The following is a 13318-nucleotide window of genomic DNA, read 5'->3' as shown; positions in this document are numbered from 1 at the left end:
CGATGCCACGCACGCACGCCACGCCGGTATCGGCCGCCGCCCTGCCTTCGCTGGACCGGCTGCTGCGCCTGCCTGCGTTGTCAGCCATGATCGAACGCCACGGCCGCAGCCGCATCACCCAACTGCTGCGCTCGCACGTGCAGGAACTACGCGACCGCATCAGCGCCGCGCAGCTCTCGGCCGAACGCCTCGAACAGGCCATCAACGGCCCGTCGCTGGTCGCGGCGCTCGACGCCGCACTGGCTGCCGATGCACGGCTGGACCTGCAGCCGGTGTTCAACCTGACCGGCACCGTGCTGCACACCAACCTGGGCCGCGCCCTGTTGCCCGATGTCGCCGTGCAGGCGGTCACCCGCGCAATGACAGCGCCGGTCGATCTGGAATTCGACATCACCCGCGGCCGCCGCGGCGACCGCGATGCACGGGTGCAGACGCTGGTCTGCGAACTGACGGGCGCCGAAGCCGCCACCGTGGTCAACAACAATGCGGCGGCGGTCCTGCTGCTGCTCAACAGCCTGGCCAACCGCCGCGAGGTGGTCGTCTCGCGCGGCGAACTGGTGGAGATCGGCGGCGCCTTCCGCATTCCCGATGTGATGCGCAGCGCCGGCACGCGGCTGCTGGAAGTGGGCACCACCAACCGCACCCACCCGGCCGACTTCGCCCATGCCATCGGCGCACGTACCGCGTTGCTGATGGAAGTGCATGCCAGCAACTACGCGATTACCGGCTTCACTGCCAAGGTCGACACTGCGGCAATGGCTGCGATCGCGCACGAGCACGGCCTGCCGCTGGTGGTGGACCTGGGCAGTGGCAGCCTGTGCGATCTGGCGGCCTTCGGCCTGCCGCACGAGCCCACCGTGCAGGAAGCACTGGCGGCCGGCGCCGATCTGGTCTCGTTCAGTGGCGACAAACTGCTGGGCGGCCCCCAGGCCGGGATCATCGCCGGCCGCGCCGACCTGATCGCGCGGATCAACCGCAACCCGCTCAAGCGTGCGCTGCGCATGGACAAGATGGGCCTGGCCGCACTGGAAGCCGTGCTGGCCCTGTACCGCGAACCGGAACTGCTGGCATTGCGGCTGCCGACCCTGCGCAGCCTTTCGCGCCTGCGGGATGACATCGACGAGCAGGCACAACGCCTGCTGCAGCCGATGCGCGCGTCGCTGGCGTCCGACTACGCGCTTGAACCGGCCTCGATGTACAGCCAGATCGGCAGCGGTGCCCAGCCGCAGGCGCAGCTGGGCAGTGCCGGCCTGCGCATCACCTCAGCGCGTCGCGGCGGGCTGGATCGCCTGGCCAAGCGCTTGCGCCAGCTGCCGCGGCCGGTGCTGGGCCGCATTGCCGATGACGCGCTTTGGCTGGACCTGCGCTGCCTGGAACCCACCGACGAAGCCGCCTTCCTCGCGCAATGGAGCACGCTGCAGGCATGATCGTCGGCACCGCCGGGCATATCGACCATGGCAAGACCAGCCTGGTGCGCGCACTGACCGGCATCGAAACCGATCGCCTGCAGGAAGAACGCACGCGCGGCATCTCCATCGAGCTGGGCTATGCCTATGTCCAGGTGGAGAACACAGGCGGCGGGAATGCCGAGTCGACGCTGGGCTTCGTCGACGTGCCGGGCCATGAACGCTTCGTGCATACGATGGTGGCTGGCGCCACCGGCATCGATGTCGCCCTGCTGGTGATCGCCGCCGACGACGGTGTAATGCCGCAGACCCTCGAGCACCTGGCGATCCTGCAGCTGCTGGGCGTGGACCGCGGCGTAGTGGCCTTGACCAAGATCGACCGCGTGGAAGCTGCACGCATCGCCCGGGTCGAGATCGAGATCGCCGCGCTGCTGGCCGGCACGCCGCTGCAGGATTCCCCCGTATTCGCCTGCAACAGTACGGCGCCCGATGATGCCGGCATCAACGCGTTGCGTACCCAGCTGCACGCGTGGGCGTCGGACGACGCCAGCATGCGCCAGGCCGAACTGCGCAGCGAGCTGTTCCGCATGCCGGTGGACCGCGTGTTCTCGCTGGCCGGCCACGGTACGCTGGTGACCGGCGCAGTACACGGCGGCACCGCTGCCGCGGGTGAGCATCTGCAGCTGATGCCGGCCGCCACGGACGTGCGCGTACGCAGCATCCACGCGCAGAACCAGCCCAGCGAACTCGCCATGGCCGGGCAGCGCTGCGCGTTGAACCTGGCCGCCATCGCCCGCGACGACATCCACCGCGGCGACTGGATCGCCGATCCACGTGCGCTACGGGCGACCCGTCGCGTCGACGTACGCCTGCGGCTTTCCCCACTGGCCGCACCGTTGCGCGACTGGGCGCCGCTGCACATCCACTGGGGCACGATGCACCGGCAGGCCCATGTGGTGCTGCTGGAGGACGACGATCACGGCGATGGGCAGTTGGTGCAGCTGGTGTTCGATGCCCCGGTCTGCGCGATGTGTGGTGATCGCTTCATCGCCCGTGATTCAGCGGCGATCCGCACGCTGGGCGGTGGCATCGTGCTCGATCCGGACCCGCCACAGCGGCGCCGGCGCAGCCCGGCACGGCTCGCCTGGCTGGGCGCACTGGAGCAGCTGGCGGCAGGGGCGGGAACCGGCCCGCTGTTGCAGCAGGCTTCCTTCGGCATAGCCATGGCCGCCCTGCAACGCTACTGCCGGCGCGCGGCCGACCGGATCGATCTTCCTGCAGACACACGACGCATCGTCACCCGGGAAGACACGGTGGTCATCCTCGCCTCGCACTGGCAGGCGCTGCGCGAGCAGGTAACTGCCTCACTGCGCAGCTGGCACGAGCGACGGCCGGACGAACCTGGTGTCGACAGCGGGCGCCTGCAACGCAGCACCCTGCCCACGCTTGCGACGGGGCTCTGGAATGCGCTGCTGCAGGACCTGCTGGCCGACGGCACGCTGCAGCGCGTGGGCGCGTGGTGGCGCCTGCCCGGTCACGACCATGCGCCGCCGGAGCGTGAACGCCTGCTGCTGGAACGCGCGCTCCCGCACCTGCACGCCGGTGGTTTCGATCCGCCGTGGGTGCGTACCCTGGCCACCGACTTCGGCCTGGCCGAAGACGAGGTCCGCGCCGTCCTGCGCCGCGCCACCGCGCGTGGCGAACTGTTCCAGGTGGTGCCGGACCTGTTCTATGCACCGGCCCGCATTGCCGAGCTGGCCGCGATCGTCGCGCAGCTGTCGCAGGCCACCGGCACGGTGGATGCGGCCACCTTCCGCGATGCCATCGGCCTGGGCCGCAAGCGCAGCATCCAGATCTTGGAGTTCTTCAACCGCGTTGGCTACACTCGACGCGTCGGTGACCAGCATCGGCCGCGCGGCGACCTGCAGTGGAACGCAGCCCGCGACTGAGCCCACCGGTGCCGCCGTACTTTCGGAAGGCATGCGCATCCGGGCATGCGGCTGGGCTTCAAACCCAGTAGGGGGCGTCGATCGTTCCCTGGTAGGTTCGACTCCTGCTGCCTTCCGCCATTGGTGTTTCCGCAGGAGATGTCGGCATGGCCACGCACGTGCAGTCCCCCGCCCCTTCAACGGCCGATACCCCGCAACGACTGACCTCGCTGGCACATGGCGGCGGCTGCGGCTGCAAGATCGCGCCGGGCGTGCTGAGCGAACTGCTGCGCGGCGTTCCCGCGCTGGCTGCGCCGGCCGAACTGCTGGTCGGCCGCGAGACCAGCGACGACGCCGCGGTGTACCGCCTCGATGATCGCCAGGCAATCGTCGCCACCACCGATTTCTTCATGCCGATTGTGGACGACCCGTTCGACTTCGGCCGCATCGCCGCCACCAACGCGCTGTCGGACCTGTACGCGATGGGCGCACGCCCATTGTTCGCGCTGGCCATCGTCGGCATGCCGATCAACACGCTGCCGCAGGAGACCATCCGCGGCATCCTGCAGGGCGGCGAGCGTGCCTGCGCCGATGCCGGCATCGTGGTCGCTGGAGGCCACAGCATCGATTCGGTGGAACCCATCTATGGCCTGGCCGCGATCGGCGTGCTCGACCCGCAGCGGCTCAGGCGCAATGCCGATGCCCGCGCCGGTGATGTGCTGGTGCTGGGCAAGCCCCTGGGCGTGGGCGTGTATTCGTCGGCGCTGAAGAAAGAAGTGCTGGATGCCGAGGGCTACCAGCAGATGATCGCGTCGGCCACCCGCCTGAATACCGTGGGCGTGCCGCTGGCCGCGCTGGACGGTGTGCACGCGATGACCGACGTCACCGGTTTCGGCCTGCTCGGCCACCTGCTGGAAGTGTGTCGCGCCAGTGGCGTTGCCGCCGAAGTGGACAGCGCGCAGATCCCGCTGCTGCCGCAGTCCCTGGACCTGCTGCAACGCGGCTGCGTAACCGGCGCCTCCAATCGCAACTGGGCCTCGTATGGCGCCGAAGTTCACTTCGCCGAGGGCTTGGCCGCCCACTGGCAGCCACTGCTGACCGATCCGCAGACCAGTGGCGGGCTCTTGGTGTCCTGTGCCCCGGAGGCAGTGGATGCGGTGCTGGCCTGCTTCCACGACGCCGGGTTCGGCCAGGCGACCGTGGTGGGACGGTTGGCCGAAGGCGCGCCGGGCGTCAGCGTGCGCTGATGCGTTGAAACGACAAGGGCGCCCGGAGGCGCCCCTGCGCTGTTGCCGGATGCAACATCACTCGATGTTCTGCACCTGTTCGCGGATCTGGTCGATCAGCACCTTAAGCTCGACCGCCGCATTGGACGTACGGCTGTCCACCGACTTCGAGCCCAGCGTATTGGCTTCGCGGTTGAACTCCTGCAGCAGGAAGTCCAGGCGGCGGCCGACCGGCTCGCGCTGCTTGAGCACGCGGCGGATCTCGACGATGTGGCTGCCGAGGCGGTCCAGCTCCTCATCCACGTCCAGCTTCTGCAGCCACAGCACCAGCTCCTGTTCGGCACGACCAGGGTCGACCGGGTGCGGCAGGTCAGCCAGGCGGGCGGCCAGCTTGGCGCGCTGGCCGTCGCGAATGGCCGGAATCAAGGTGCGCACTTCGGTGGCAATGCGTTCGATGCCGTCCACGCGCTCACTGATGGCCGCCGACAACTTGCCGCCTTCGCGTTCACGCGCCTCGACGAAGCCGTCCAGTACCTGGTCGAGCAGGGCCAGCGCCTCGACCTGCAGGGCGGCCGCATCGGTGGCCTCGCCGCGGGTCACGCCGGGCAGCTGCAGCAGGTCGGTGAAGCTGACCTGCAGGTTGGGAAAATCGGAGGTCAGGCGGTGCGCCAGGCGGCCCAACTGGCCCAGCAGGGCCTCGTCCACCTGCAGGTTGGCGGCGGCTTCCGGCGCACGCAGGCGCATCACCAGATCCAGCTTGCCACGGCTCAGGCGCGCGGCGATGCGCTCGCGCAGCTGCGGTTCCAGCGCCCGCAGTTCCTCGGGCAGGCGGGTGCCGACCTCCAGGAAGCGGTGGTTGACCGAGCGCAGCTCGCAGCCCAGCGTGCCCCACGGGGTGACCCGCTCGCCGCCGGCATAGGCGGTCATGCTTCGAATCATGGAATGTGTCCGGTGCGTGCAAAGGGGGAATGGTACCCTAGCGCCCTCACCAGAGCCCCCTTGCCCGCCCCGTGAAGGCCGCGGGCGTGGCGGCGTACTCCCTTGCCATTACGGAACCCGCACCATGTCCGATTCCCGCCCCAGCGGCCGCCAGCCCGACCAGCTCCGCCCGGTCGTCATCCAACGCGGCTTCACCCGCCACGCCGAAGGTTCGGTGCTGGTGTGCTTCGGTGAAACCCGCGTGCTGTGCACCGCCAGCGTCGAGAACCGCGTGCCGGGGTTCCTGCGCGGCAAGGGCGAAGGCTGGGTGACGGCCGAGTACGGCATGCTGCCGCGCGCCACCCACACCCGCAGCGACCGCGAAGCGGCCCGTGGCAAGCAGGGCGGTCGCACGCTGGAGATCCAGCGCCTGATCGGCCGCAGCCTGCGTGCCTGCGTGGACCGCAATGCGCTGGGCGAACGCACCATCACCCTGGACTGCGACGTGCTGCAGGCCGACGGTGGCACCCGCACCGCCGCCATCACCGGCGCCTATGTGGCCCTGATCGATGCGGTGAACGTGCTGATGAAGCGTGGCGACATCAAGCGCAACCCGGTCCTGGGCGCAGTTGCAGCAGTGTCGGTAGGCGTGTACCGCGGCACCCCGGTGCTGGACCTGGACTACGCCGAAGACAGCGACTGCGACACCGACATGAACGTGGTGATGAACGACGGTGGCGGCTTCATCGAGCTGCAGGGCACCGCCGAAGGCCACGCCTTCCGTCGCGATGAACTGGACGCGCTGCTGGGCCTGGCCGAGAAGGGCGTGGCCGAGCTGCTGGCCGCACAGCAGGCGGCGCTGTCGGCATGAACCGGCGCATCGCCCTGACCACCCTGGTGGTTGCCGACTATGACGAAGCCATTGCCTGGTACACCGGCAAGCTCGGCTTCGCATTGCTCGAAGACATCGACCAGGGGCACAAGCGCTGGGTAGTGGTCGGCCCGACCGACGGCAGCGCCGCCGCCCTGCTGCTGGCACGCGCCAGCGACGAGGAACAGCGCAGCCGCATCGGCAACCAGACCGGTGGCCGCGTTGCCTTCTTCCTCAACACCGACGACTTCCACCGCGACCACGCAGCGATGCTGGCCGCCGGCGTCGAGTTCCTGGAAGCACCGCGCGAAGAACCCTATGCAACGGTCGCGGTATTCCGCGATCTTTATGGCAACACCTGGGACCTGCTGGAGCCCCGTCAATGAAGAAACTGGTACTGGCCAGCCACAACGCCGGCAAGCTGGTGGAGATGCAGGAGATCCTCGCCGACCTGCCGCTGCAGATCACCTCGGCCGCCGAACTGGGCCTGGGCGACGTGGAAGAGACCGGCCTGACCTTCGTCGAGAATGCGCTGCTGAAGGCACGCGCGGCCTGCGAAGCGACCGGCCTGCCGGCACTGGCCGATGATTCGGGCCTGATCGTCGACGCACTCGGCGGCGCGCCCGGCCTGTACAGCGCGCGCTATGCCGGCCACCCGACCAATGCGGCGGCCAACAACGCCAAGCTGCTGGACGCGATGGCCGACATTCCCGACGGCCAGCGCAGCGCCCGCTTCTACGCGGTGATCGTGCTGCTGCGCCACGCCACCGATCCGCAGCCGCTGATCTGCGAAGGCCGCTGGGAAGGACAGATCATCCGCGAACTGCGTGGCACGAACGGTTTTGGCTACAACCCGGTATTTCTGGATACCACCCACGGCCTGACCGCTGCGGAAATGGAGCCGGCACTGAAGAATGCCATCAGTCACCGTGCCATTGCCCTGCAGCAGCTCAAGCAGCAGCTGGCGACGCTGTACTGACGCCACCCGATCGAACCAGGGAAGCCGGCCAGCGGCCGGCACTACCGAAGAAGCCCATGCCGCACGACCACGACCACTGCAACCACCTGCCGGGCGAAGCCTGCTCCGCTGGCCACGCCAGTCCGCCGCGACTGGTGCCACCACCGCTGTCGTTGTACGTGCACCTGCCGTGGTGCGTGCGCAAGTGCCCGTACTGCGATTTCAACTCGCACCAAGCCAAGGGTGAGCTGCCGTTCGATGCCTACATCGATGCGCTGCTGCGCGATCTCGACCAGGATCTGCCGCTGGTCTGGGGCCGGGTGGTGCACAGCGTGTTCTTCGGCGGCGGTACGCCCAGCCTGTTCCCGCCGGAAGCGATCGATCGTTTCCTGCAGCAGGCCAGCGCGCGCCTGCGCTTCGCACCCAATGCCGAGATCACCCTGGAGACCAACCCGGGCACCGCCGAGCATGGCCGCTTCGACCGCTACCGCGCAGCCGGCGTGAACCGCCTCAGCTTCGGCATCCAGAGTTTCGACGATGCAATGCTCAAGCGCCTGGGCCGCATCCACGACAGTGGCGAAGCCGAGCGCGCGGTGAAGATGGCGCAGGACGCGGGCTACGACAACGTCAACATCGACCTGATGTACGCGCTTCCGGAACAGACCCTGGCCGGTGCCGAGGCCGATCTGGAACGTGCATTTGCACTGCAACCGGCCCATATCTCGCACTACCAGCTGACCCTGGAACCGAATACGGTGTTCTTCGCGCGTCCGCCGCAGGGCATTCCCGATGAAGACAACGCTTGGGACATGCAGGAGCACTGCCAGGTGCTGCTGGCGCAGGCCGGTTTCGGCCAGTACGAGGTCAGCGCCTACGCGCGCCCCGGCCGGCAGAGTGCGCACAACCTGAACTACTGGCGCTTCGGCGATTACCTGGGCATCGGTGCCGGTGCGCACGGCAAGATCAGCTCGGGCGCCGAAGAACACGTGCTGCGCCGCTGGAAACTGAAGCACCCGCAGGCCTACCTGGACAGCGCCGGCACGCCGGCCTCGTTCGGTGGTGACGATGTGATCGCAGCCGAGCGCCTGCCGTTCGAGTACATGCTCAACCTGCTGCGCCTGCACGAAGGTTTCGGCCTGCGCGATTTCGAGTCGCGCACCGGGCTGCCGCGCAGCGTGCTGGACGCGCCGCTGGCCGAGGCCGTGCAGCGCGGCTGGCTGGACGTGGCGGAGGGCCACGTGCAGCCGACCGAGCTGGGCCGCCGGTTCACCAACGACGTGGTGAGCCTGTTCCTGGAGGACTGAACCTTCCGCCGTAGCGGGTAGCGCCGGCCGCTGGCCGGTACTCCGGTGGAGACAGCGCTGCCGGCCAGCGACCGGCACCACCGCTCATCCGTCGTCCCTCCCCAGCGGACGTGAGACACGTTCACCCTAAAGTAGCGCCGACTGCGGCCGACACGGTAGATTCACAAGATCGATCCGCGGGAATCCGGGTACCGCTCGCCGATGTCAGCTGTCTTTTCCATTACCTCTGCCGACAAAACCCGCCTGGCCGCCAGCGACCTGCCACCGCGGGTGCGTGAGCTGCTGGGCGCGTTGATCGGCCTGTGCCGGCAAACGCTGGCCGCGCCGCTGATCCTGACCGTCGAAGCGTTGGAGCAGACGCTGCTGCACGACGCGGATCGCGCGCGCAATCCGCAGCTGCAGGCGGAGTTGATGGCCCAGCGCGGCCAGTTGCATGCCTTTTCCGGTCATTTCGCTGACCGCATGCTTGATGCCGTGGCCGATGCGCTGATACGGCTGCGCGAACCCACGGCCCACTTCAGCACCGGTTCCACGCCGCCGCCGCTTCCCGGAATGCTCGGGCTGTCGCTGGTCGATGAACATGAAGTGGACCGCGACCTGCTGCTGACCGAGATGGTGCGGCGGGAGACGCTGCGTTCGACCAACACGCTGAACCTGCTGGGCCAGCGCCTGGGCGTACTGGCGGCAGCACCGGCCTTCGAGGCCGACACCCTGCCGCTGGCACCGCAGGCACTGTGCGCCATGCTGCGCCGGATTGCCGAACAGGATTCGCTCGCTGTCGACGTTCAGCTGGCGCTGTACCGCAGCTTCGAACGCCAGGTGCTGGAACGCCTGGGCGACATCCTCGACCGTGCCAATGCCCTGTTGGCCCAGCACGGCGTGCTGCCCGGCCTGGTCTACACCCCCTATCTGGCGCGTTCATCGAGCACCCGGCGGATCATCACCCAGTCGGTGGGCGGTGGTCGCACCACGCAGCCGGCAAAGCGTGCCGCCGCGCCACTGACCGGCTGGAACGGATCGGCACCGGCCGGCTCCTGGTCGAGCCTGGTGCAGGACGCTTTCCAGGATGACAGCACGGCCGGCGCGGCCTTGCCGGGCCTGACCACCTCCACGGGCAGCGCGCTGCATGCGCTGCTGCAGCAGGCACGCCATGCCAGCGCAGCACCTGCGGATCGCGATGCTGTGCCGAGCGCGGCCGTGGATGCGGTCCTCGCACGCCTGCAGGCGCAGTCCAGCGCCGCCACCGGCGTAGCCGACCTGCAGGCGGCAGTGGTGGCGCAACTGCGCAGTGAGCATGGCACGCAGGCCCAGCTGGGCAGCCACGACCGTGACAGCCTCGACCTGCTGCGCATGCTGATGCAGCAGGTGCAGCAGGTGCAGCGTCCGGACCCGGTGCCGGCCGCCCTGCTGGCGCGCCTGCAGGTACCACTGGCACGTGCGGCGATGGCCGACCCCGGCTTCTTCGTGCGCGACGAGCACCCCGCGCGCGAACTGCTCAACCAGATTGCCGAAGTCGGCGCCAACTGGCTGGGCGACGATGATGTCGACCCGCAGTTGCTGCAGCGCATGGCACAGAGCGTGCAGGGCCTGCTGGGCCAGGATGCGCGGGCGCCGGAGGCCTTCGCCAGCGCGAACGAGGACGTGCAGCAGCATCAGCGCGCCGCAGCGCATCGCGCCGAGCTGGCCGAGCGCCGCCATGTGGAAGCCGCCCGCGGCAAGGAGCGGCTGGAACTGGCCCGGCGCCAGGCCAGCGCACAGATCGACCAGTGCTGCGACGCGCAGGAGCCGCCCCGCTTCGTGCAGACCCTGCTGCGCCAGGCCTGGGCCGATGCCCTCACCCTGACCCGCCTGCGCCACGGCGACGATTCACCGCAGTGGCAGGAACGCCTGCAGCAGACCCAACGCATTGCCACCATCACCGCGCAACCCGTTGATGCGCCCGGCGGCACCGATGCAACGCTTGCTGCCGAAGTCGAGGCCGCCCTGCTGCAGGTCGGCTACCACGCCGAGGAAGCCGCCGCCGTCGCACGCAGGCTGGCCACGCCTGGCGGCGAGGACGAGAGCACCTCGCGTACCGAACTCAGTGCCCGCCTGAAGGCACGCGCGCGCCTGGGCGAGCACGCCGGTACGGCCGCCGGCACGACGCCCGCCACACCGCGCAGCAGTGCCGAGGAAGCCGCTTACCAGCAGCTGTCCTCCCTGCCCTTCGGCAGCTGGTTCGACATCGATACCGGCGATGGCACACTGCGCCGCCAGCGCCTGTCCTGGTACAGCCTGCTGACCGGCCACGCCCTGCTGGTCAATCCGCGCGGGCAGAAGATCGCCGATACCGACCTGGATACGCTGGCCCGGCAGATCAGTGCCGGCCAGGCGCAGCTGGTCACTGAGGACAAGGCCCGGCTGGTTGACCGTGCCTGGGAGGCCAGCCTTGGCGCATTGCGTGCACTGGCGGCCGGCCATACGCAGGAGACTTCCGCATGATCACCCAACCGCCGCAGGACACCCGCCGCGCGCCGCGCCGCCAGGTCTCGGACCTGGTACCGGTCACCGACCAGATGCGCGAAAGCGTGGTGGGCCGGCTCGGCAATATCTCCGAAACCGGCATGCTGATGCTGGCCAGCGCACCGTTGCGCGAGGATGCGCTGTACCAGTTGCGCTTCCCCCTGCCGCTGGGCGACGGCCGCCACCAGGACATCGACGTGGGCGTGCACCTGCTGTGGAGCGAACCCGCACACGCCCCCGGACAGAGCTGGACCGGCTTCCGCTTCCTGACCCTGTCGCGCGAGCATCGGCAGCTGCTGCGCCAGTGGGTGGGCGAAGACAGCGACGAGGGGCCGGTTTCGACGGCCTGAGTGCCGGTTCCAGCACAGCGGTTTTTCCCGGTATGCGGCAGAATCTAGGGCCGTTTTCCGTGTCGAGCCACCGCAATGATCCAGCAAGACCCCGGCGCCCTGTATTCCGACCACCTGGCCGTGCTGTGCCGACGTGCCGAACAGGCGCTGGCCCGCGGCGGCTTCGATCACCTGGTGGTGCCCAGTGGCACCCTGCACTACCAGGTGTTCGATGATCGCGACTACCCGTACGCGGTCAATCCGCAGTTCAAGGCCTGGTTGCCGCTGACCCGCGTGCCCAACAGCTGGATGGTGTTCACCCCCGGCAAGCGCCCGGCGGTGATCTTCCACCAGCCCTTCGACTACTGGCACGTGGTGCCGGATGCCCCCAGCGGCTGGTGGGTGGATCACTTCGACATCCACATCATCCGCAAGCCGGAAGACGCGCTGGCGCTGCTGCCGGCCGATCCATCGCGCTGCGCGATCCTCGGCGAGCCGCAGAGCGCGCTGGGCAGCTACGTGCCGAACAACCCGGCCCCGGTGGTGAACTACCTGGAATGGCACCGCGGCAGCAAGACACCGTATGAGATCGCCCTGATGCGCCAGGCCCAGGTGCTGGGCGTGCGCGGCCACCGCGCTGCCGAGGCCGCATTCCGCAATGGCGCCGACGAGTTCAGCATCCACATGGCGTACTGCCAGGCGGTCGGCCAGGATGCCAACGAGCTGCCGTACGGCAACATCGTGGCGCTGAATGAACATGCCGCCGTGCTGCATTACACCGAGCTGGGCCGCAAGGCACCGCAGCCGCTGCGCAGCTTCCTGATCGATGCCGGCGCCAGTGCCCACGGCTACGCCAGCGACATCACCCGTACCTACGCCGCGCAGGGCCACGACGAGTTTGCGGCGATGATCGCCGCCGTCGACGCTGCCCAGCAGCGGATGTGCGCAGCGGTGCGCCCGGGCTTTGACTACAAGCAGCTGCACGTGGATGCGCACCTTTCGCTGATGGGCGTGCTGAAGGAGTTCGGCGTGATCAAGGTGTCGCCGCAGACCGCGCTGGAGACCGGCGTCAGCGCCGCGTTCTTCCCGCATGGTATCGGCCACCTGATCGGCCTGCAGGTGCACGACGTGGCCGGTTTCGCGGCCAGCGACGAAGGCGGCCGCATCGAGCGCCCGGCCGGCCACCCGTACCTGCGCCTGACCCGCGTGCTGGAGCCGGGCATGGTGGTGACCATCGAACCGGGCCTGTACTTCATCGACATGCTGTTGAATGAAGTGAAGGACGCTGGCCACGGTGATGCGATCAACTGGGACCGCGTGGACTTCTTCCGTCCGTATGGCGGCATCCGCATCGAAGACGAAGTGCTGTGCACCGAGGGCGAGGCGGACAACCTGACGCGGCCGGAGTTTGCGGCAGCGAACGGCTGAGCCCCTCGTGGTTGGCTGCTTGGAGCAATAGCCGCGCTTGGCGGGGCGGGTGGGCCATGCAGGAGACGCTGCAAGTACGTCCCTGTAAGCTCGATGGCGCCATCCATGGCGCCAACGCCCCTGCATGGCCCACCCGCCCCACCTTTGACAGTTTCCTGCGCGCGTCCAACCACGGAAAAGAAAAAAGAAAAGCAAAAGCGGGTCGCTTGCTGCGCTCGCTCTGTGTCGACCAAGGTCGACACCTACCAACAGCCGCGCGAACCAACAACCGCCGTTACCAACAGCCGCGTGAACCTGTCGAAGGCGGGGCACTGTGGGTTTGCGGGGTGTGAGCCGCATGGATGCGGCGACCAAGCCTTATCTGATCGGAATCTGGCAGCGTAGGTGTCGAGAGCCGGCGTGGGCCGCCGTGTAAGCCTGGATCTCGACGATCGCCATGTAGCTTGGC

At 68.6% G+C, this 13318-nt stretch carries 11 protein-coding genes and 1 tRNA gene; 11 read left to right on the top strand and 1 reads right to left on the bottom strand.

Annotation, left to right across the window (positions count from 1 at the left end):
* The first annotated feature begins 2 nt into the window (after positions 1 to 2).
* From selA to selD, 4 genes are all read left to right on the top strand, one after another.
* Complete coding sequence (gene selA, locus KXV01_RS14530) at positions 3 to 1427, top strand: L-seryl-tRNA(Sec) selenium transferase (RefSeq protein WP_164284148.1); 1425 nt, start codon at positions 3 to 5, stop codon at positions 1425 to 1427.
* Complete coding sequence (gene selB / locus KXV01_RS14525) at positions 1424 to 3355, top strand: selenocysteine-specific translation elongation factor (RefSeq protein WP_263467886.1); 1932 nt, start codon at positions 1424 to 1426, stop codon at positions 3353 to 3355. The genes selA and selB overlap by 4 nt, the downstream gene beginning before the upstream one ends.
* A 24-nt stretch (positions 3356 to 3379) precedes the next feature.
* Positions 3380 to 3475, top strand: a tRNA-Sec gene (locus tag KXV01_RS14520).
* Positions 3476 to 3501: 26 nt separating this feature from the next.
* Positions 3502 to 4581 (top strand): selenide, water dikinase SelD, encoded by a 1080-nt coding sequence (gene selD, locus KXV01_RS14515; RefSeq protein ID WP_164284160.1) that lies wholly within the window; start codon positions 3502 to 3504, stop codon positions 4579 to 4581.
* A gap of 57 nt (positions 4582 to 4638) precedes the next feature.
* Here the strand turns inward: selD and KXV01_RS14510 are convergent, their stop codons facing one another.
* On the bottom strand, positions 4639 to 5499 hold the full coding sequence (locus KXV01_RS14510) for a YicC/YloC family endoribonuclease (protein WP_019661992.1): 861 nt from the start codon (positions 5497 to 5499) through the stop codon (positions 4639 to 4641).
* Positions 5500 to 5623: 124 nt separating this feature from the next.
* On the opposite strand from KXV01_RS14510, the gene rph reads away from it, so the two are divergent.
* The 7 genes from rph (at position 5624) to pepQ (ending at position 12870) form a co-directional block, all read left to right on the top strand.
* Positions 5624 to 6349, top strand: a complete 726-nt coding sequence (rph, locus tag KXV01_RS14505) for a ribonuclease PH (RefSeq protein ID WP_263467885.1) — start codon at positions 5624 to 5626, stop codon at positions 6347 to 6349.
* Positions 6346 to 6735 (top strand): VOC family protein, encoded by a 390-nt coding sequence (locus tag KXV01_RS14500; protein ID WP_032956062.1) that lies wholly within the window; start codon positions 6346 to 6348, stop codon positions 6733 to 6735. Before rph ends, KXV01_RS14500 begins: the two co-directional genes overlap by 4 nt.
* Complete coding sequence (rdgB, locus tag KXV01_RS14495; RefSeq protein ID WP_005410891.1) at positions 6732 to 7328, top strand: RdgB/HAM1 family non-canonical purine NTP pyrophosphatase; 597 nt, start codon at positions 6732 to 6734, stop codon at positions 7326 to 7328. Before KXV01_RS14500 ends, rdgB begins: the two co-directional genes overlap by 4 nt.
* 56 nt (positions 7329 to 7384) lie before the next feature.
* Positions 7385 to 8611: a radical SAM family heme chaperone HemW gene (gene hemW, locus KXV01_RS14490; protein ID WP_241896268.1), complete on the top strand. Its 1227-nt coding sequence runs from the start codon at positions 7385 to 7387 to the stop codon at positions 8609 to 8611.
* A gap of 201 nt (positions 8612 to 8812) precedes the next feature.
* Positions 8813 to 11092 (top strand): DUF1631 domain-containing protein, encoded by a 2280-nt coding sequence (locus tag KXV01_RS14485; RefSeq protein ID WP_263467884.1) that lies wholly within the window; start codon positions 8813 to 8815, stop codon positions 11090 to 11092.
* Positions 11089 to 11463: a PilZ domain-containing protein gene (locus KXV01_RS14480; protein ID WP_005418979.1), complete on the top strand. Its 375-nt coding sequence runs from the start codon at positions 11089 to 11091 to the stop codon at positions 11461 to 11463. Before KXV01_RS14485 ends, KXV01_RS14480 begins: the two co-directional genes overlap by 4 nt.
* Before the next feature lie 75 nt (positions 11464 to 11538).
* Positions 11539 to 12870 carry a Xaa-Pro dipeptidase gene (pepQ, locus tag KXV01_RS14475; protein ID WP_263467883.1) on the top strand — a complete coding sequence of 444 codons (1332 nt, stop codon included), beginning with the start codon at positions 11539 to 11541 and terminating at the stop codon, positions 12868 to 12870.
* Positions 12871 to 13318 lie beyond the last annotated feature (448 nt).

It is taken from the genome of Stenotrophomonas sp. Ps181, assembly GCF_025697425.1.
In the GTDB taxonomy this organism is placed as follows: domain Bacteria; phylum Pseudomonadota; class Gammaproteobacteria; order Xanthomonadales; family Xanthomonadaceae; genus Stenotrophomonas; species Stenotrophomonas sepilia.
This window is presented reverse-complemented; position numbering and strand designations above follow the sequence as displayed.